16 protein-coding genes are annotated in these 19,592 nt (G+C 58.9%); 1 reads left to right on the top strand and 15 read right to left on the bottom strand.

Features of this window, described 5'->3' with window-relative positions; genetic code table 11:
- Positions 1-4 precede the first annotated feature (4 nt).
- The 10 genes from V2S86_RS20305 to speA all read right to left on the bottom strand — a co-directional run bounded on the left by V2S86_RS20305 (position 5) and on the right by speA (position 10,029).
- Positions 5-1,216, bottom strand: a complete 1,212-nt coding sequence (locus V2S86_RS20305) for an NAD(P)/FAD-dependent oxidoreductase (RefSeq protein WP_330763885.1) — start codon at positions 1,214-1,216, stop codon at positions 5-7.
- Positions 1,213-2,154, bottom strand: a complete 942-nt coding sequence (locus V2S86_RS20300; protein ID WP_330763884.1) for a VOC family protein — start codon at positions 2,152-2,154, stop codon at positions 1,213-1,215. Before V2S86_RS20300 ends, V2S86_RS20305 begins: the two co-directional genes overlap by 4 nt.
- Before the next feature lie 109 nt (positions 2,155-2,263).
- Complete coding sequence (locus V2S86_RS20295; protein ID WP_330763883.1) at positions 2,264-3,058, bottom strand: IclR family transcriptional regulator; 795 nt, start codon at positions 3,056-3,058, stop codon at positions 2,264-2,266.
- A 25-nt stretch (positions 3,059-3,083) separates the two neighbouring features.
- Entirely contained in the window at positions 3,084-3,839 is a 756-nt protein-coding gene (locus V2S86_RS20290; protein WP_330763882.1) for an SDR family oxidoreductase, read from the bottom strand.
- Complete coding sequence (locus V2S86_RS20285; RefSeq protein WP_330763881.1) at positions 3,836-4,879, bottom strand: aromatic ring-hydroxylating dioxygenase subunit alpha; 1,044 nt, start codon at positions 4,877-4,879, stop codon at positions 3,836-3,838. Before V2S86_RS20285 ends, V2S86_RS20290 begins: the two co-directional genes overlap by 4 nt.
- Before the next feature lie 18 nt (positions 4,880-4,897).
- Positions 4,898-5,206 (bottom strand): recombinase-like helix-turn-helix domain-containing protein, encoded by a 309-nt coding sequence (locus V2S86_RS20280; protein ID WP_330763880.1) that lies wholly within the window; start codon positions 5,204-5,206, stop codon positions 4,898-4,900.
- Between the two features lie 2 nt (positions 5,207-5,208).
- A complete protein-coding gene (locus V2S86_RS20275; RefSeq protein ID WP_330763879.1) occupies positions 5,209-5,526 on the bottom strand; it encodes a non-heme iron oxygenase ferredoxin subunit in 318 nt (105 codons plus the stop codon).
- Positions 5,527-5,885: 359 nt separating this feature from the next.
- On the bottom strand, positions 5,886-6,749 hold the full coding sequence (gene rluF / locus V2S86_RS20270; RefSeq protein ID WP_330763878.1) for a 23S rRNA pseudouridine(2604) synthase RluF: 864 nt from the start codon (positions 6,747-6,749) through the stop codon (positions 5,886-5,888).
- A 130-nt stretch (positions 6,750-6,879) separates the two neighbouring features.
- Positions 6,880-7,800 (bottom strand): agmatinase, encoded by a 921-nt coding sequence (gene speB, locus V2S86_RS20265; RefSeq protein ID WP_004947828.1) that lies wholly within the window; start codon positions 7,798-7,800, stop codon positions 6,880-6,882.
- A 252-nt stretch (positions 7,801-8,052) separates the two neighbouring features.
- Positions 8,053-10,029: a biosynthetic arginine decarboxylase gene (gene speA / locus V2S86_RS20260; protein ID WP_330763877.1), complete on the bottom strand. Its 1,977-nt coding sequence runs from the start codon at positions 10,027-10,029 to the stop codon at positions 8,053-8,055.
- A gap of 1,057 nt (positions 10,030-11,086) precedes the next feature.
- On the opposite strand from speA, the gene metK reads away from it, so the two are divergent.
- A complete protein-coding gene (gene metK / locus V2S86_RS20255; protein ID WP_330763876.1) occupies positions 11,087-12,241 on the top strand; it encodes a methionine adenosyltransferase in 1,155 nt (384 codons plus the stop codon).
- Between the two features lie 125 nt (positions 12,242-12,366).
- On the opposite strand, the gene V2S86_RS20250 is transcribed toward metK, so the two are convergent.
- From V2S86_RS20250 to fhuA, 5 genes are all read right to left on the bottom strand, one after another.
- Positions 12,367-12,519 (bottom strand): Hok/Gef family protein, encoded by a 153-nt coding sequence (locus V2S86_RS20250; RefSeq protein WP_013814445.1) that lies wholly within the window; start codon positions 12,517-12,519, stop codon positions 12,367-12,369.
- A 934-nt stretch (positions 12,520-13,453) separates the two neighbouring features.
- Positions 13,454-15,442: a Fe(3+)-hydroxamate ABC transporter permease FhuB gene (gene fhuB, locus V2S86_RS20245; protein WP_330763875.1), complete on the bottom strand. Its 1,989-nt coding sequence runs from the start codon at positions 15,440-15,442 to the stop codon at positions 13,454-13,456.
- A complete protein-coding gene (gene fhuD, locus V2S86_RS20240) occupies positions 15,439-16,347 on the bottom strand; it encodes a Fe(3+)-hydroxamate ABC transporter substrate-binding protein FhuD (RefSeq protein ID WP_330763874.1) in 909 nt (302 codons plus the stop codon). The genes fhuB and fhuD overlap by 4 nt, the downstream gene beginning before the upstream one ends.
- Positions 16,347-17,144 carry a Fe3+-hydroxamate ABC transporter ATP-binding protein FhuC gene (gene fhuC / locus V2S86_RS20235; protein ID WP_330763873.1) on the bottom strand — a complete coding sequence of 266 codons (798 nt, stop codon included), beginning with the start codon at positions 17,142-17,144 and terminating at the stop codon, positions 16,347-16,349. Before fhuC ends, fhuD begins: the two co-directional genes overlap by 1 nt.
- Before the next feature lie 47 nt (positions 17,145-17,191).
- Positions 17,192-19,387 (bottom strand): ferrichrome porin FhuA, encoded by a 2,196-nt coding sequence (gene fhuA, locus V2S86_RS20230; RefSeq protein WP_330763872.1) that lies wholly within the window; start codon positions 19,385-19,387, stop codon positions 17,192-17,194.
- Between the last annotated feature and the right edge of the window lie 205 nt (positions 19,388-19,592).

Below are 19,592 nucleotides of genomic sequence, written 5' to 3'. Positions count from 1 at the left end.
GGCGTTATTTCAACGCCATCAGAGAAAATTCCGCGTCCGCCAACTGCTGCGGCTCCAGCACCCGCCCGCCGGCCAGCCAGCGTTTGCCCAGCTTGATGGTGCGCGCATCGTTAAACGCCACCATCTGCACCAATTGCCGGTCGGCGTTGAGCGTAAAGAACACCTGCGACTGCGGCGTACGACGCACCACGTGATGAACTCCGCCGATCGGCACGCCGAGGATCTGAATATTGGTGTCGTATTGATCCGACCACAGCCAGGCCACATCGTTGTAAGGGGCGGCGAAGGCATCGAGCATCGCGCAAGCGGTGCTGATCGCCTGGTTCTGCGCATAGGCCCAGGATTGCAGGCACAGGCCAAGCGTCGGGTGGCGCGCCACATCGCCGGCGGCGAAGATCGCCGGGTGACTGGTGCGCCCCTGGCCGTCGATCACGATGCCGGCGTCAACCTTCAGCCCGGCGCTGTGCGCCAGCTCGAGGTTAAGCTCGACGCCGATACCGACCACCACCAGATCGAAAGCCTGAGGATCGCTGCTTTCACTGCCGATCCACGCAGCGCCGTCGCGATCTTCCAGAGAGATTTCGCCGCAGCCGCAGCGTACCGTTACGCCCTGCTGCTGATGCAGCTCAAGCAACGCCTGTGAAACATCCGCGCCTACGCTGCGCATGCATAACGCGGGCTGGCGCTCAAACACCGTCACCTCGGCACCGAGCCGCCGGGCGGAAGCGGCGATCTCCAGCCCAATCCAGCCGCCGCCGACGATCGCCAACTGGCGACACCCTTGCAACGCCTGGCGCAGTTTTGCCGCATCGTCCCAGGAGCGCAGCGTCATCACCCGCGGATGGCTGGCCCAGCGGGCGTCCGGCAGGCGTGGCCGACCGCCGGTGGCGATCAACAGTTGATCAAACTGCAACTGCCGCCCGTCGCTGAGCGTGACGATTTGCTGCTGCCCATCAATGGCTTCGGCACGCAACGGGCGACACCAGTCGATGTTCAACCCCGCGACCACCTGTTCGCTGAATAGCCTGCTGAGCGGCGCATTGCCGTCCAGCAACGCCGCCTTGGAAAGCGGCGGGCGTTCGTAAAAATCATAGGGTTCGTCGCTGATCACCGTCAGCCGGCCCGCGTAACCCCGATCGCGCAGCGTTTTCGCCGCCCAACCGCCGGCCTGCCCGCCGCCGATAATCACGATGCCCGCCTGCACTGGCCGGCTCATAACGCCTCCGGTTTTTTCTGCTGGCGACGCGTGTCGTGGTCGATACCGCCTTCCACCGCCCACTCGGTGAACGACACCAGTGAGTGCTCCAATTCGCGCGGTTGCCAGTTTTCGGTCAGATAATCGTCGTTGGTGTAGTACTCGAATGCGCCGCCGGTCGGGCTGTTGACATACCAGAAATAGGCCGAGGAAATCGGGTGGCGGCCGGGGCCGATGAAGGTGCTCCACTTCTCTTTGTTCATGGCGATACCGCCGCCGATCACTTCGTGGATGTCGCGTACGGTAAAGGCCACATGATTGAGGCCACGCGGGCGATTGGGCAGTTTCAGCAGGAACAGGTTGTGATGGCCGCCGCGCGCCTGGGTCCGCAGGAACACCGCGCGATCGATATAGCGATCCGACACCTGAAAACCCAGCACGTCACAGTAAAATTTTTCGGTAGCGACAAGATCCTCGACGAAGAACACCACGTGACCGATGTTGATCGGTTGCGCCTGCGCATACACCGGGCTGGGCTGATCGATGCGGCGCACGTCGCCCCATTGGTTGATCGGCGATACCGGCAAATCGACATCGCGCTGTTGGCTGACGCTAAAGCGCAGCGTCATGCCGTTCGGATCGCGGCACTCCAGTTCTTCCCCCACCTGGCGGAAACCCGGCATCTGCGCCAGCAAGGGGGCCAGAGCCGCCAATTCGCTTGGGCTGTCGACGCCCCAGGTCATGCGGCGCAGGGTAGATCCGCCCTCGAACGCCGCCGGCAATGTTTCGCTCTGCAACGGATGCAGCACCACGCGCGCACCGCTCAGGGTAGTGAATTCGCGCCGGCGTTCTCCCCAATGCTGCTGCGCGGCCTGCAGGCCGAAGTCCTGCATGAATTTTTCGCAAGTTGGCAGATCTTCGACGCCAAATTCCAGCTTTTCGATTCCGGTTACGCTCATTATTGTGCCTCACGTTCTCACTGAATGCGTTTTTCAGGCATGATCGAACCCCGGCCCCCGATCGGTGTGGGCCTTATCCCTGCCTGAGTAAAAGAGTCGGTGCCGTCAGTTAACCGACGTTTGCCTGCGGCGGTGCGCCCAGGAAGCCGGAGATTTTCTCCGCTGCGTCCCGCACTTCCCTGCGTAGCCGCTCGCGATCCGCTTTCGGGATCTCATCGAACGGCACCATAATGCTGACCACGGCCTCAACCCGCTGCTCGCGGTTGAAGATCGGATAGACGATCGAAGAGATGCCGTGACGGAAAAACGACTCGCCGATCACATAGCCACGCGCCTTGTCCTGCTGGACCATCTGCCACAAGGTTTCACGATCCGCCGGGGTGCCCAGCCCGCTGCCCGGCAATTGTTCTTGCGGGTACAGCAGCTCGAACTCTTCGCGGGTGACGCTGGTCAGCAGCATGCGGCCGAGCGAAGTCTGGTGTACCGGCAGGCGAGTGCCGACGCTGACCTGATTGATTTGCGAACCGGCGGCGCTGACGCGGGCGATGTAGATCACGTCGCGCTCATCGCGGATCGCCAGATGGCTGCTGCACTGGCTGCGATCGCGCAATTGTTCGATCACCGGTTGGCCGGCCTGCGCCACGTCCAGCGAGGCGATATATTCAAAACCGAGCCGCAGCACCTTGATGCCCAGCGCAAAGGTGTTGGTGCGCGGGTTACGCTCCAGAAAACCCAGATGCTCCAGCGTTTGCACCACGCGGTAGGCGGTCGCCTTCGGCATATCGACCAGGCGATGTAATTCTGCAAAGGTCATTTCCTTGTGCTGCTCGCCAAACGCCAGCAGCAGCTGTAACCCGCGATCCAGCCCCGGGATCAGATACTTACACGCTTGATCGTCTGCCATGTGCTGCTCCTGGCTAAAATGTAGATTAGTTAAAGACAAAGCCGCCGTTGACCGGCAACAGTTGACCGGTCACGAAATTCGCCAACGGCGACAGCAGATAAAGCACCGTACCGTTCACGTCGTCGGGATGTTGCGCCCCGGCCAGCGCCCGGCCCTGTTCGTACAGTTGGTGGCGCTCTGCGGGGACATATTCGGTCGCTTCTACCCGCGTCAGACCCGGTGCGATAGCGTTGACGCAAATTCCCTGCGGGCCCAGCTCACGCGCCATCGAGCGGGTCATAGAGATAATCGCCCCTTTGCTGGCCACGTAGGCCATCAAGCGCGGTGCGCCCCACAGCGCGGTATCCGAAGCCACATTGACGATCTTGGCATGCGGGTTTTGCGCCAACAGCGGTACCGCTGCCTGGCTCACCAGCCAGGTACCGCGCACGTTAACCTGCATGACCCGATCCCACAGATCGATATCGTATTCCATCATGGTTTTACCGCCGACGCCGGTTGCCAGCGCCGCGTTGTTCACCAGCCCGTCGATCGTACCGCCTTCGGCAATGGCGCTGAACGTGGCGGCGATCGAAGCAGGCGACGCCAGATCGATAACCTGCGTTTCCACCTCGGCCCCCTGTTCACGCAGGTTGGCAGCGCTGTCCGCCAATTCATCCGCCAGAATATCGCACATCACCACCCGGCCGCCCGCCTGGGCGACGGCCCCGGCAAAGCTGCGGCCCAGACCGCGTGCCGCGCCGGTCACTACAATGCGTTTTCCCGTCAACAGGCCGTTCACTGCGCGACCTCCTGTTCGGCGAGGATCGCCAGCTGTTTTTGCGCCTCTTTCTGCATCATGCGGCGCAGGCGGGAAAGGCCGACGTCATGCTGATACAGATATTCACGGCCACGCGCGTTTGGCGCCATGTTCTCCAGCACGATGCGATCTTGTTCCAGTACGTCCCAATGCAGTGCTTCCAGACGGTTGCGATACATAAAGCGCCAGATGTCGCGCTGCCAGTCTTTGACCTTGCGGATACGCCAGAAGAACACCCGGCAATGATCTTTATCTTCCGGCACCACCATGCCGATGATCCAGAAGTGGCCACCCGGCCCAAAACGTTTTTTGTACGGGATCGACAGCCGCATCCAGTAGGCGCCGCTGCTGCCGAACTCTACCCAGTCAAAGTTAACGCCGATCTGGCCGTTCTTCTTGAAGATGAACCCGGTATCGGTCGGTTCCAGCGCCATATCCGCCTTGCGATCCCCTTCCGCCATCGAATGCGAAGAGGAGTGCAGGTAGGTGCCGTGCATCGGATCCATGACGTTTTCCAATGCATACTGATAGTTGCAGTCCCAGCTGGCGGTGCACAGGAAGTTGCTGTAGGAAACATCATCCGCCAGTTCTTCCGGGAAGGTCAGCTCCGACGGCGCTTCGTCGGCGGTGATGCCGAAATAAAGGAACACGGCGCCGTAGGCCTCTTTGGCCGGGTAAGAACGCAGGCATTTTTGCCCCACCAGCGGGCAGCGATCGACCGCAGGCACGTCTTTAACCGTACCGTCGCCGCCGACCTCCACGCCGTGATACCAGCAGGCGATGCGATCACCCAGATTCCAGCCCATCGAAAGACGCGCGCCGCGATGCGGACAACGATCTTCCAGTGCGTGGATCGCGCCTTCACCGTCGCGCCACACCACAATCTGCTGCTCAAGACGCGTAATGCCGACCGGATTATTGCCCACTTCCCAACTGGCCAGCACCGGGTACCACATGCCGCGCAGCCCCTGATCGAGATAGTCCTGCAAAGTCTGTGCGGAGGATGTTGTGTTTGCTGTCATTGCCTTCTCCCGGGCTGCTCAGTAACCGTTAACGTGAAGGAATTCGCGGAAAGTCGCCTCATTCCACGGCTGGCCGCTGCGATCAAACAGGCGGCGCTGGTTCAGCGCACTGACGATCTGCTCAAGCGCTTCCGCACCTTGCTCGAAGATCTCTTCCAACGCCGCGACCAGCGCGGTTTCGAAACCGTCCGGTACCCGGCTGCGGTTCTGCCAGATGACATTCTGGAACTGGCCCGGTTGGTGGATCTGACCGTTGCCGCCGACGCGTGCCGGGATCATCTGTTGGGTGTCCGGCAGCCAGGGATTGAAATCGGTGATGTGCTGCATGATTACTCCTCCGTGATAAAGGTGATTTGTATTTGATTGTCTATCACCCGGGTGGGATAGGTTTGCAGATCGCGGCCGCCTGGCTCACGCAGGCACTGACCGGTACGCACATCGAACAGCGCTTCGTGCAACGGACACTCGATCTTGCCGTCATCGACAAACCCTTGGCTGAGCAAGGCATAGGCATGTGGGCAAACGTCTTCCAGCGCGTAATAGTTGCCGTCGATCAGATATACCCCGACTTCTTTCCCTTCCACGTTGGCGGAGAAAGGAAAATCTTCTTTCACCTGAGACACTTCACAGACGTTCTTCCAGCTCATTGCTTCTGTCCTCTATCTGATTGTTTCATATATGAAACTCAGTTTCTTATTTAATACACTCACTATAAGTCTGGCGAAACTTTCGTCAAGGGAGCAAAGCGGCAAATGTTAATGAAAGGTTGTTTGAAAGTAACAAGTGTGGGAGGGATCACGAAAAAATGCACCGATATGAAAAACCGATATCAGGCGTGCGTTTCATAGTGAGTTTATATATTAGAAGGGGTGAATGGGGTCTGTCGTTTTGGTTGGCACGAGCAAGCCCCTAAAACAAAACGCCCCCGACCATCACGATCGGGGGCGTTTCATTATCGCTATTTAAACCTCACCCAGCGCGGCAGCTAACGGGGATTATTGACCCCTCAGCGGCCTTTCTTTTTGCGGCCGGGTTGGGCAAAGCGCTTGCGGGCAGCCGCATTGCCGGCGGGTTTCTCGGCGCTTTTCGGCGCACCGCCGGCCGGTTTTTTCACCGCAGGTTTGGCTTTCTTCGCCGGTTTCGCTTCTGAGGAAGAATCCTCAATCGATTTAAACAGTTCGACCAGTTCGTCGTCGGTTAAATCGCGCCATTCACCCGGCGGCAGCCCGGCCATGCTCACATTCATAATGCGAGTACGTTCCAGTTTCGTGACCTCATAACCGAAATGCTCGCACATACGGCGGATCTGGCGGTTAAGCCCCTGGACCAGCACGATGCGAAAAACAAACGGCGCTTCTTTCTTTACCTTGCACTTTTTAGTCACCGTACCCAGCATCGGCACGCCGGCCCCCAGCCCACGGATAAAATCGTCGGTCACCGGTTTGTTGACCGTAACCCGATATTCTTTCTCGTGATCGTTGCCGGCGCGCAGGATCTTGTTGACCAGATCGCCGTGGTTGGTCAGGAAAATCAGGCCCTGCGAATCCTTATCCAAACGGCCGATCGGGAAGATGCGGGTGCTGTGGTTTACGAAATCGACAATATTGTCTTTCTCGCCCTCTTCCGTGGTGCTGACAATCCCCACCGGTTTGTTAAGCGCAATGAAGATCAGGTTGTCTTCGTTGCGGGGTTCAATCAGTTGGCCATTGACCTTGACCACGTCCCCTGGAAACACTCGATCGCCAAGCGCAACGCGCTTGCCATTGATAAAAACGTTGCCTTGTTCGATATAACGATCGGCATCGCGGCGGGAGCAGATGCCGCTCTCGCTGATATATTTGTTAAGACGTATAGATGGTTTGCTGAGCATGGTTTCTCCGTAACCCCGGAATACACCCTATCGTTAAGGCGAACAGAAACCCGCTGTGTATGCCTTACTACGGTGCGATTAAGCGCGGCAGGCCAAAGTCAGCCCGCCGCTCAATAACATTATCGTCGTTTTAGGCGTGTTTCTTGGCCGCTTGCAGATACAGCATTTCCAGACCCAGCGTCGCCGCGGCCAGCGCGGTGATTTCGGATTGGTCATAGGCTGGCGCCACTTCTACCACGTCCATGCCGACGATGTTCAGCGACTGCATGCCGCGTACCAGTTTCAGCGCGCGATCGGAGGTCAGGCCGCCGATCACCGGGGTGCCGGTACCCGGCGCGAACGCCGGATCCAGGCAGTCGATGTCGAAGGTCAGGTAAACCGGCATATCGCCGACGATCTGTTTGATCTGCGTCAGCAGGTCGTCCACGCTGCGATCGTTAACCTGTGCGGCATCCAACACGGTGAAGCCGTTGTCGTGGTCGAACTCGGTACGAATGCCGATCTGCACCGAGCGGTTCGGATCAATCAGACCTTCGTTCGGCGCATGGAAGAACATGGTGCCGTGGTCGTATTTGCTGCCGTTGGCGTAGGTATCGGTGTGAGCATCAAAATGCACCAGCGCCAGTTTGCCGAAATGTTTGGCGTGCGCGCGCAGCAGCGGCAGCGTGACGAAGTGATCGCCGCCGAATGAAAGCATGCGTTTGCCGGCCTTCAGCAATTTCTCCGCGTGCGCCTGCAGCTTGTCGCTCATGTCCTGAGCGTCGCCGAAGTTGAACACGATGTCGCCGCAGTCAACCACGTTCAGACGATCGCGCAGATCAAAGCTCCACGGCCAGCGGTTGCCTTCCCACGCCAGATTGGTGGAAACCTGACGGATCGCCGCAGGGCCATGACGGCCACCGGCGCGGCCGGAGGTTGCCATGTCGAATGGAATGCCGGTGATGACCCACTCTGCATCGCTGTCATAAGGCATGAAATTCAGCGGAAAGCGCAGGAAACCAAAGGCGTTGGACACTAAGGAATTATCGGACTGATGGCCTAACGTGCTCATTGTAAACCCTCATATTTCAACGTGTCGCCGGCGGTAAAATCACACGGGCGTTGGCAAAAAAAAATCCCTCCCGCGTCGTTAGCCCGACGAGAAAGGGATTGATACGATGTCTGTTTCGGTACTGCTGATACGGCAGATTATCGCCGTATTTGGTTCGCGCTTCAAGCCCGCGCATCACTCCAACCACTCGTCGGTATCAGTATAGAAGAGTGGCGTGAAAGTACGGTGAACCACACCTTCACGCTCCCTTACTTACTCGTCTTCCAGATAGGTATAACCATACAAACCGGCTTCGAACTCTTCTACGAACTGCGCCTGCAGTTCATCGTCCAGATCGGTTTCTTTCACCTGATCGCGGAATTTGGCCAGCAGCGCGATCGGATCGAGCTGCACGTATTCCAGCATGTCGGCAACGGTGTCGCCTTCGTCGGACAACTCGGTTTCTACCGTACCGTCCGGGAAGACGAACACGTCAACCGAGGCGGTATCACCGAACAGGTTGTGCATGTTGCCGAGGATTTCCTGGTAGGCGCCAACCATAAAGAAGCCCAGCGCCGGCGGGTTTTCCGGATCGTACGGCGGCATTGGCATGGTGGTCGCCACGCCGTCGCCGTCGATGTAGTGATCGATAGTACCGTCGGAGTCACAGGTGATGTCCAGCAGCACCGCGCGGCCTTCCGGCGGCTTATCCAATCCTTCCAGCGGCAGCACCGGGAACAGCTGATCGATACCCCAGGCGTCCGGCATGGACTGGAACAGCGAGAAGTTGACGTAGAACTTGTCCGCCATACGCTCTTGCAGTTCGTCGATGATCGGACGGTGCGCACGGTTGCTTGGATCAAGCTGCTGCTGGATCTTGTTGCAGATGTTCAGATACAGCTGCTCGGCCCAGGCGCGCTTGGTCAGATCCAGCATGCCGTGAGCGTACTGGGTGTGAACGTCGTGCAGGTCCATTTGGCTGTCGTGCAGCCATTCGCGCAACGAGCGGCGGTTCTCCGGCTCGTTCATCTCCTGCCAGGTTTCCCACATGCTTTCCAGCGCACGCGGCGCATCTTCCGCCGGCGGCAGAGGCTCGCTGAATTCGTTGCGTTCAACGCCGATCACGTTGGACACCAACACCGTATGGTGCGCGGTGACCGCACGGCCGGATTCGGTAATCACCGTCGGATGAGGCAGGCCGTGCTCATTACAAGCGTCGCCGATGCCCCAAATCACGTTGTTGGCGTATTCGTTCAGGCCGTAATTCACCGAACAGTCGGACTGCGAACGGGTGCCTTCATAATCCACGCCCAAACCACCGCCCACGTCGAAGCACTGGATGTTAACGCCCAGCTTGTGCAATTCAACGTAGAAACGCGCCGATTCACGCACGCCGGTGGCGATGTCGCGAATATTGGCCAGTTGCGAGCCCAGATGGAAATGCAGCAGTTGCAGGCTGTCGAGGCGCCCCGCTTCGCGCAGGGTTTCTACCAACTTCAGGACCTGAATGGCCGCCAGACCGAACTTGGACTTCTCGCCGCCGCTCGACTGCCATTTGCCGGAGCCCTGAGACGCCAAACGCGCACGCACGCCCAGACGCGGCACCACGTTCAGGCGCTCGGCTTCTTCCAGCACCATGTTGATCTCGGACATCTTCTCGATCACCAGGTACACCTTGTGCCCCAGTTTTTCGCCGATCAGCGCCAGACGAATATATTCGCGGTCTTTATAGCCGTTACAAACGATGACCGAACGGGTCATGCCGGCATGTGCCAGCACCGCCATCAATTCGGCTTTGGAGCCGGCTTCCAGCCCCAGCGGTTCGCCTGAGTTGACCAGGGATTCGATCACGCGACGATGCTGGTTTACCTTGATCGGGTAAACCAGGAAATAGCCGCCTTCATAGCCGAATGACTCGCGCGCACGTTTGAATGCCGCGTTAATCGAACGCAGGCGATGCTGAAGGATCTGCGGGAAGCAGAACAGCGCCGGCAGACGCTGGCCGTCTTTGCGACGTTCTTTCACCAGTTCAGCCAGATCGACACGCGCCTGCGGGACGTCCGGATCCGGGCACACGCTGATGTGGCCCAGTTCATTGACGTCATAATAATTGTTGCCCCAGTAGGCGACGTTATAAGTGCGCAGCATCTTGCTGGCATCACGGTCATTCATGGCAACCTCCTGCATGGAGCGTAAAGATATAGGTTCGCCCGCGGCTGGCGGACGGTGAATCAACAGATCATCAGACATTACTCGCCTCACATCCCGTACTGACGATACAGTCAGCCACTATCGCAGCTACAACCCGCGAGAACAACCCAACAAACCGCCCTTGCGGCAGCGAATAAAACTGCCGTTCGCGGTCAGCGATCGGTTTATACCCAAAAGAATTCATGTTGCAGCTAGGCGGCAAGCGCGTAAATCCCCGGGAGCTCAGGTCCGCTGAGTGACTGGGGTGAGCGCGCGCAGGCAACAACGCTGCAGCGTGAAAGCTGAAGGGGATATCACTCATATAATTGTAAGACACCCTGTTCAAACCTCGTGAATCGGGTCAAGAAACATCCCACAGGAAGGCTGCAGGCTACCCTTGTTCAGTTCTTCAGACGACCGTTAACCGGCCCGAGAATCCTGAGTAGCGCCCAAGTGTTTATCACACCTGGAAGGTGGAGTAGAGACAAGACGGGAAATAGCAGAAGAATGTGCGCCAGAACGGCACTGCTGTTGAGAACCAACAACCGGTAGACAACGGATCATTAATCCAACCACCTCCACGCACGTCGCCCGGAATGAACGACTGAGCCTCTATTAATAGTGTAAGAACGTGACCGTTCTATGAAGCGGCGACGCCAAGCGTCGGCGTCTGCGGCTGACCATCAAAGCCATGAGCGGGAGCTTGCACATTTTGCTCTACGCTGTGCACCAAATGAGCCGCGCGCGCAGTTTATACCGATAACCTGGGGAAAATGCAAAATGAAAATTCGCCGGAAACTGTTTCAAGCGATGAAAATGGCGCCGGTGGCTTTGCGCAAAAGAGCGAAACGACAAAAAAATACTGGCAATCCGGCTAAAGCCTGACCTAAAATAGACGTCCAGATGTTAATCCATCTATACTGATTATTATGCCCTATGAATTTCAAGTCGCGGCTTGAAAGGCGACGGGCATGACTGAGAAACTGCTTAACGGCTTTGCCTGAGGGGCGTTGCAGGATGCATCTCGCGCCATCAGCGGAAGACCCTTCGCTTTGATGCCGGATCTCCAGCGCTGTGCAGTAATTTCTAACCCGTCTTATGCAAGGTAAAGAATACAATGGCTAAACACCTATTCACGTCAGAATCCGTCTCCGAAGGACATCCCGATAAAATCGCCGACCAGATCTCCGATGCCGTCCTTGACGCCATCCTGGAACAAGATCCGAAAGCGCGTGTAGCCTGCGAAACCTACGTGAAAACCGGCATGGTGCTGGTCGGCGGTGAAATCACCACCAGCGCTTGGGTAGATATCGAAGAAATCACCCGTAAAACCGTGCGTGAAATCGGCTATGTTCATTCGGATATGGGTTTTGACGCCAACTCTTGTGCCGTACTGAGCGCCATCGGCAAGCAATCCCCGGATATCAATCAGGGCGTTGACCGTACCGATCCGCTGGAACAGGGTGCCGGCGACCAGGGCCTGATGTTTGGCTATGCCACCAATGAAACCGAAGTATTGATGCCTGCACCTGTGACCTACGCACACCGTCTGGTGCAGCGCCAGGCCGAAGTCCGTAAAAACGGTACCCTGCCGTGGTTGCGTCCGGATGCAAAAAGCCAGGTCACTTTCCAGTATGACGACGGCAAAATCGTCGGCATCGACGCAGTGGTGTTGTCCACCCAGCATGCCGAAGATATCTCTCTGAAAGATCTGCAAGAAGCGGTAATGGAAGAGATCATCAAGCCGGTTCTGCCTACCGAATGGCTGAGCGCCGGCACCAAATACCACATCAACCCGACCGGCCGTTTCGTTATCGGTGGCCCAATGGGCGACTGCGGCCTGACCGGGCGTAAAATCATCGTGGATACCTACGGCGGTATGGCCCGTCACGGCGGCGGCGCGTTCTCCGGTAAGGACCCGTCCAAGGTTGACCGTTCAGCGGCGTACGCGGCGCGTTACGTGGCGAAGAACATCGTTGCTGCCGGCCTGGCCGACCGCTGCGAGATCCAGGTTTCCTACGCCATCGGCGTGGCAGAGCCAACCTCCATCATGGTGGAAACCTTCGGTACCGAGAAAGTGCCTACCGAACAGTTGACCCTGCTGGTGCGCGAGTTCTTCGATCTGCGCCCATACGGCCTGATCCAGATGATGGACCTGCTGCAACCGATCTACCGCGAAACCGCCGCCTACGGCCACTTCGGTCGTGAGCACTTCCCTTGGGAAGCGACCGACAAGGCAGAATTGCTGCGCGATGCCGCCGGCCTGAAATAAGCCTGCGCATCGACATGAAAAACGGCGAGCCTTGGCTCGCCGTTTTTGTTTTATCGGGTGGGTGCTCATGGATCAACGCGCAAACACCCCATGGGCGGGAGCAAAGCTCCCGCCGTTGAGTGGCCTTACCGTTTGGATTCGTAAGCCAAAATGGCCGCAACCTCCGTGTTGCCCGATCTGATACGCAGCTCACAAATCTTGCTGCGTGTTATCCATACCAATGATATTACCGTGGCACAAATAACGACCAGTTTTACTACACTCCGTTTGTCCGGCATCATGCCTCCTTCTCCTTGCCTCACGGCGGGTAAGAAGCTAACCTAACGTTGTCTGGCGTTAGAGTTGGCCTCGGGTTGATAAATATCGACTCGGGGCTTTTCTCTTTCTGTCCCTTGCTCAGGCTCAGGACGAAAGATCCTGAGCACCCGCACGCAGTATATTGATCTCCGTCTCAGTTCCACCGCCTCTTTCCGTTCTGAATTCCGTTTCTGCGCATTGATGCGCAACGCCTTGCAACAGCCTGAAAGCAGAAAAAAACCCAGCAATGCCATAATGCCGGTCACTTAAGCCTGACTGGCATTTTTTTATCCAATCTCTGTGCGTTCCGTGCAGGAGGAATGGCCGTAAATGCCCCGAATTTCTCTGCTACCACAATGAACGGCAATTGAAGGGGCCGAAGGTGCGGCCCCTTCACCCGCGCCCTCGCTTAACATCGTCTGTCCGCTGCGCGAATACCCCCGCTGCACCCGCGTTGCCGGGCGGGTCGGCTACGACAAACCTCCCTGTTAGTTTCGCTTCCACCGGGCAACGTGTCCCTTCCGTTTGATATTGCATTATGAAAGACAGTGAAAATAGTGAGATGAGCAGGGTGTTGGGCGCCCTTGAAGACGCCGAACGCAGGAGCGGCGCATAGGCGAAACCGCCATGGACGGCGGTTTCAGGCGAGACAGGCAGGGACGCCTGTCGTAGCCGGCCGTGATGCGCTGTAACGGAGGGAGGGGCGTTGGCGCAGCCAACCGTCTGACAGGGCAAAGGCGCGGGTTGCAAGGGGCCGCGGCTTACGGCCCCTTGCTCGGTCGAGGCGCGAGAATCTCATGGTACATCTCACCTTTATCGACCGAAAACTTCACAACACCTTCAGAAAAACGCTAACTGACCGGCATTACCGCAATGCTGAGCCTTTGATGGCAGAAACGGGCGTTGCAATGACGGTTACGAAGTTTGTTTACGCAGCAGGTAAACGAAATACGGCGCCCCGATAAAGGTCGCCAGCAGCCCGGCGGGGATTTGATACGGGAACATCACCATCCGGCCGCACCAGTCGGCGAACACCATCAGCAGGCCGCCCAACAGTGCGGCAATCACCATCTGCGGTAACGCGCGGCGGAAGCCCAGCATGCGCGCCATATGCGGCGCCATCAGGCCGATAAAGCTCAGCGGCCCCACGGTCAAGGTCGCCATGGCGGTCAGCGTGGCGGCCAGCAGCAGAATCACCACCCGCACCGGCGTCAGCGCAATACCCACCGAGCGGGCGGTCGCGCTGCCCAGCGGCAGAATGGTCAGCCAACGGCGGCACAGCGGCGCCAGCACTATCAGCGTTGCCGCAATGGCTGCGGTACGGATCGCCTGCTCCGACGTCACCGAATAGGTCGAACCGGAAATCCAGGTCAGCAGCCCGCCCATGCGCGGATCGCCGCTGGCCAGCAGCAGGAAAATGGTGGTGGTAAACGCCGTGCTGAGCGCGATGCCGGCCAACAGCATACGTTCGGTAGAAAAACCGCCGCGACCGGCGGCGACCATAATCACCAGCAACGTCGCCGCCGCCCCCAGGCTGCCTGCAGGCAGCAACCAGCCGAAGGCATCGCCCGGTACGATAAACAGCATCACCACCACGCCAAAGGCCGCGCCGGAGCTGATCCCGAGCACTTCCGGGCTGGACATCGGGTTGCCGGTCAGCTTTTGGATTAAGGTGCCGGCCACCGCCAGCATCATGCCCGCCGCCAAGGCGGACAACACGCGCGGCCAACGCCACGGCATCAATGACTCCAGTTCTGCACCGTAGCTCCAGTGCCAGCCAGCGGCGTTCTGCCCGAACATCAGCGCCACGGCAATACCAACCAGCAGCACAGCCCCCGCCAGCGTCACCCAGCTCAACAGGTGGCCGCGTTCGGCCGGTACCTTGTCGCCCAGGTTCATCGGCGGCGGCGTGGCGGCGCTACGCAGGCGCGGCAACAGCCACAGCAACAGCGGAGCGCCAAACAGCGCGGTCGCCGCTCCGGTCGGGATCTCACGCCAAACCTGCGTCAGCCAAATCATCACCTGATCGGTCAGCCACAGCAGCAAAGCGCCCAGCAACGGCGCCAGCATCATGCGGTGAGCCAGCCGACGCGCCCCCAGCATTTTCGCCATTAAGGGGGCAAACAGACCGATAAAACCGATCACGCCCACCGCATTCACCAGCATCGCGCTGAAGATAATCGCCACCGCCAGCGCGCAAAAACGCGCCATCGACAACCCCAGCCCCAAATTGCGCGCCACGCCGTCGTCCAACCCCAGCAACGTCAACGGGCGCAACAGCAGCAGCGCCAACAACCCGGCCACCGCCAGGCGCGGCAGGATAAATTGCGCAGTGCTCCAGTCCTGCTGGTTCAACGCCCCGGTGCTCCACAAGAACAATCCCTGCAGCTGATCGTAATTAAACAGCGCCAACAGGCTGTTGACCGCACCGCAGTACAGCCCCAGCACCAGACCGGCCAGAATCAGCGTCACCGGCGACATGCGTTTGCCCCAGGCCACGCCGAACACCAGCCCGCCGACCAGGATCGCCCCGGCCATTGCCGCCAGTTGGCGGGTCATCTCACCGCCCGGCAGCATCCACAAGGTGGCGATGGTCAAGCCGAGCTGCGCCCCGGCGGATACCCCCAGCGTCGCCGGCTCCGCCAACGGATTGCGCAACACCTGCTGGAACAGCACGCCGACCAGCCCCAGACCGGCGCCGGCCAACAGGGAGACCGACAGCCGTGGCAGCAGGCTGTAATGGAACAGCATCTGACGTACATCGTCGTGATTCGGCGCGCTCAGCGCCTGCGCCCACAACGCCCAAGGCAACTGTTGCAACAGGTTGCAGATCGTCAAGCCGCCCGCCGTCGCCAGCAATACCAAGATCAACGTCAGCGGTAATACCCGGATGCGCGCGCTCATGAATAGCTCTCCTGCGTCTGCTCCAGCAGATGGCAAAAACGCATCGCCGACAGCGTCGCGCCGTAGAACCAGACCGCCGGCACCTGCCGCAGTTGGTTCTGACGCACAAAGGGCAAAGCCTGCCACAGCGGTGTCGAGCTGACTTTTTCCATCATCGCCTGATTGCCGTGGTCGAGATAAATCGCCCGCGCATTTTTCACCGTAATCAAACGTTCAATGCCCACGACCGCCGTGCCCCAGAAGTTGGTTTCCCCTTCCCAGGCATTGTGGATGCCAAGCTGATCCATCACCTCCTGGAACAGGCTTTTCTGGCCGATAATCAGCACATGCCGCGTATCCAGCAAGGAGAACAACAACAGCGGCTGTCTGGTGTAAGAATGCAGACGCTGGCGTGCATCCTGAATAAACCGGTCGAACTGCATCAGATGCTGTTCAGCGCGCGCCTCAAGCCCCAGCCGCTGTGCCAGTTGCTGCAACGAACTCCGCCCCACCGTCAGGGGTTTTCCGCTGCCGTCGTTGAAGCCAAAACTCATCGTCGGCGCTATGGGAGCCAGTTTTTGCGGCGTTGGCCCGTAGCCCTTTGACAGCAGCATCAGCGAAGGCTGCAATTGCTGCAGCAACTCCAGGTTCGGTTCGGTGCGTTGGCCCACGTCGACCACCGACGCCGGCATTTTCGGCTCTTCCACCCACAGGTTGTAGTTATGGATATCCGCCACCGCCAGCGGCGTAACGCCCAGCGCCAGCAGCAGCTCAATCGGCAGCCATTCCAGCGCCACGATGCGCGTGAGATCGGGCGGTGTCACCGCCGCGCGCCCCGGGAGAGAAAACAGCAGCGGCGACAGCGCCATGGCGGTCAGCAGGCGGCGACGTACGGGATCGTGTTGAAAATCGGAGGAAGCGGACATCAGTAGACAAAACTCACCGGTGCACCGCCGCTCGGATGCGCCAGCGTGCCCATTGGAATACCATAAATTTGCTCCAGCACCGGGCCTTGCATCAGCTCCAGCGGGGCACCCTGCGCAATCATCTCGCCGCCGCGCAACGCCACCAAATGGTCGCAGTAGCGCGCCGCCATGTTGATGTCGTGCAGCACCGCGATCACCGTCAGGCCACGTTCATGGCTCAGACGTTGAATCAGCGCCAACACCTCAACCTGGTGCGCAATGTCCAGCGCGGAGGTCGGCTCGTCCAACAGCAGGCAACGGCTGTCCTGCGCCACCATCATCGCCAGCCAGGCGCGTTGGCGCTCGCCGCCGGACAGGCTGTCCACCAGGCGGTTGGCGAAGGGCTTCAGGCCAACCAGCGCTATCGCTTCTTCCACCTGTTCGCGGTCGTGCACGCCAAAGCGGCCCAGCGCGCCGTGCCACGGATAGCGGCCGATCGCCACCAGCTCGCGTACCGTCATGCCTTCTGCGGCAGGCAGTTGCTGGGGCAGATAGGCGACCTGACGCGCGAAGGCTTTGCTGTCCCATTGCGCCAGCGGGCGTCGGTTAAGCTGCGCGCTGCCGGCAGTCGGGTTCTGGTGGCGGCCAAGGATTTTCAGCAAGGTGGATTTGCCGGAACCATTGTGGCCAATCAACCCGCAGACTTTGCCCTGAGGAAAGGTCAGCGACAGCGGTTGCAACAGCACACGGCCGGGAACGGCAAAACTGACGTTGTCTAACGCGAAGGTGGCGTCGTGATCGAGGTGTTTATCCTGCATAGGCCCTATTCTGTTCGGAGCGGCGAGCCGCCGCCCCGATTATCCGGTTAGAAGCGGAAGGTTGCGGTGGCGACCACCTGACGTTCTGCGCCCCAATAGCAGGCGTAGTCGCGATAGCAGCTTGAAACGTAAGTCTTGTCAAACAGGTTGTTGATATTGACGCCAACGGATGAGCCCGGCAGGCCAAAACGCGCCAGATCGTATTTGATGGTCGCATCCACCAGCGTGTAATCCGGTACTTTAAAGGTGCTGTTGTCACTGTTAAAGGATGAGCTGGACCCCACATAGCGCACGCCGGAGCCCAACGTCAGGCCGCTGACGGCCGTTTCGTGGAAGCTGTAGTCCGCCCACAGCGAGGCCATATGTTTAGGGATCTCGGTGGTTGGCTTGCCCTGATAAGTGTTGTCCTTGGTGTATTTCGCGTCGGTGTAGGTGTAGGAAGCGATCAGGTTGACGTTGGCGTTCAACGCCGCCTTGGCCTCCAGCTCTACGCCGCGCGAGCGGATCTCGCCGCTCTGAACGCTGAACTGCGCGTTATCCGGGTCCGGCGTCAGGTTGTTGTTTTTGGTCAACTGGTACAGCGCCCCGGTCAGGACGACAGGACGATCCTTCGGCACGTATTTCACGCCGGCCTCATACTGCTTGCCAATCGACGGGATAAACGTCTGCCCGTTCGCGGAGGTGTCCAGCGTCGGTTCAAATGACTCGCTGTAGCTGAAATACGGCGTGATACCGTTATCGAACAGATAGTTCAGACCGCCGCGCCAGGTGAACTGGCCGTCCGAGCGTTCGTTGGTGTAATTATCGATGCGGTTATTGGCCGAGGTTTTGGCCCAGTCATAACGGCCGCCCAGCGTCAGCAACCATTGGTTCCACTCGCCCTGCTCCTGCACGTACAAACCCGTCTGTTCCTGACGGTTCAGGTAGTTATACGGGAAAGTCACGTTGGTGCCGTCGTTGCCGTATTGCGGATCGGTCATGCTCAGGCTGCTCGCAGAACCGAAGCCGGAGTTGATGTCATTGCGCATGCGCGAGTAGTCGACGCCAAACAGCAGGGTGTGGTCGACATCGCCGGTTTTCAACCGGGCCTGCGCCTGCGTATCCACCGAGAAGCTGTTCAGATGCTCCTTCGACTGTACATAGGCGCGGTTCAGCGTGGTCGGCGCCGTCGCGCTAACGCCGCTGCCATAGATGCTCTTCATGTCGCTTTCCAGCTGCATGTAACGCAGGTTCTGGCGCACCGCCCAGGTGTCGTTGAACGCATGTTCGAAGCTATAGCCGATCATGCGCTGCTTGCGCGCAAAGTAATTGCTCGCTTCACCGTCGTTGAAACTGGTTGGCAGCTTGCTGCCATCCGGCAGCGGAATTAGCGTGCCCTGCTTCGGCAACCAGCCGTAGAAGCCGGTGTAGGGATCGTTTTGGATATTGGCCAACAGCGTCAAGTTGGTCCTGTCATCCGGCCGCCAACTGAATGACGGCGCAATCGCATAGCGCTTCTCTTTCGCCATGTTCTGCTGCGCATCGCTGTCTTTCGCCAGGCCGGTCAAACGGTAGGAATAGACGCCGTTATCATCCAGCGCATCGCTGAAGTCAAAGCCGGTCTGGAACAGATTGTCGGTGCCCATTTTGAACTGAATTTCGTGCAGCGGTTCGGTGGTTGGCCGCTTGCTGACCATCGCCACCAGCCCACCCGGGCTGCTCTTGCCGTACAGCACCGATACCGGGCCGCGCAGCAGCTCCGCTCGCTCGAGGAAATAAGGATCGACCGAAGCTTCGCTATAGTTGTCGCCCTGCAGGCGCAGGCCGTCCAGATACTGGTTGGTATTCACCGCCGGGAAACCGCGAATGGCCACCGAATCATAGGTGGTGGAGCTGCCGCGGCTCGCATAAACCCCTGGCGCATAAGCCAGCGCGCCTTTCACCGTATCCGGCTGGCGCATGTCCATCTCTTCACGCGTGACCACGGAAACCGACTGCGGATTCTTTTCAATCGGCGTATCGGTTTTGGTACCGGTGGCGCTGTGCTTGGCCACGTAGGTGCCGACCGGCCCCCAGGCACTTTCCTGTTGCGGCTGGCTGCTGCCCACCACGGTAAGGGTGTCTTCCCTGGCTGGCGAATTGGCTTCGGCAGAAAATGCCGGCATCGCCAGCGTACCCAGCGCGGTAGCGATAGTGATCGCTAACCCACTAACGGGAGAACGGCCCTTCATGGCCCGTGATGAAGTTGGACGCTTGGTCGGCATAGGTGTTTTCTCTGATGAATTATTTGATAACGAATGTAAACGATAATAATTATTATAAGCGACGCATTTTATGCAGAAGCCAAATTAAACTGCAAGTCGAATTCAGCCAGTAAATAGGTGGGGATTCAGCATTTAGCCGCATTAACCGAATGGAAATAAAGCGCGCAAAATAAAAAAGCCCGCAACTGACGTTACGGGCCTGCAA

This window comes from Serratia sp. C2(1) (genome assembly GCF_036352655.1).
Taxonomy (GTDB): Bacteria; Pseudomonadota; Gammaproteobacteria; order Enterobacterales; family Enterobacteriaceae; genus Serratia; species Serratia inhibens.
Note: the sequence above shows the minus strand (reverse complement) of the source record. Positions and strands in the feature narration are given on the sequence as shown.

Excerpts from the sequence above, each read along its gene's own strand:
- V2S86_RS20285 (WP_330763881.1), bottom strand. The coding sequence starts at position 4,879 with ATGACAGCAAACACAACATCCTCCGCACAGACTTTGCAGGACTATCTC.
- V2S86_RS20280 (WP_330763880.1), bottom strand. The coding sequence starts at position 5,206 with ATGCAGCACATCACCGATTTCAATCCCTGGCTGCCGGACACCCAACAG.
- speB (WP_004947828.1), bottom strand. The coding sequence starts at position 7,800 with ATGAGCACGTTAGGCCATCAGTCCGATAATTCCTTAGTGTCCAACGCC.
- V2S86_RS20300 (WP_330763884.1), bottom strand. The coding sequence starts at position 2,154 with ATGAGCGTAACCGGAATCGAAAAGCTGGAATTTGGCGTCGAAGATCTG.
- fhuA (WP_330763872.1), bottom strand. The coding sequence starts at position 19,387 with ATGCCGACCAAGCGTCCAACTTCATCACGGGCCATGAAGGGCCGTTCT.
- fhuD (WP_330763874.1), bottom strand. The coding sequence starts at position 16,347 with ATGTCCGCTTCCTCCGATTTTCAACACGATCCCGTACGTCGCCGCCTG.
- V2S86_RS20295 (WP_330763883.1), bottom strand. The coding sequence starts at position 3,058 with ATGGCAGACGATCAAGCGTGTAAGTATCTGATCCCGGGGCTGGATCGC.
- V2S86_RS20250 (WP_013814445.1), bottom strand. The coding sequence starts at position 12,519 with ATGCCGGACAAACGGAGTGTAGTAAAACTGGTCGTTATTTGTGCCACG.
- metK (WP_330763876.1), top strand. The coding sequence starts at position 11,087 with ATGGCTAAACACCTATTCACGTCAGAATCCGTCTCCGAAGGACATCCC.
- fhuB (WP_330763875.1), bottom strand. The coding sequence starts at position 15,442 with ATGAGCGCGCGCATCCGGGTATTACCGCTGACGTTGATCTTGGTATTG.
- V2S86_RS20305 (WP_330763885.1), bottom strand. The coding sequence starts at position 1,216 with ATGAGCCGGCCAGTGCAGGCGGGCATCGTGATTATCGGCGGCGGGCAG.
- fhuC (WP_330763873.1), bottom strand. The coding sequence starts at position 17,144 with ATGCAGGATAAACACCTCGATCACGACGCCACCTTCGCGTTAGACAAC.
- speA (WP_330763877.1), bottom strand. The coding sequence starts at position 10,029 with ATGTCTGATGATCTGTTGATTCACCGTCCGCCAGCCGCGGGCGAACCT.
- rluF (WP_330763878.1), bottom strand. The coding sequence starts at position 6,749 with ATGCTCAGCAAACCATCTATACGTCTTAACAAATATATCAGCGAGAGC.
- V2S86_RS20275 (WP_330763879.1), bottom strand. The coding sequence starts at position 5,526 with ATGAGCTGGAAGAACGTCTGTGAAGTGTCTCAGGTGAAAGAAGATTTT.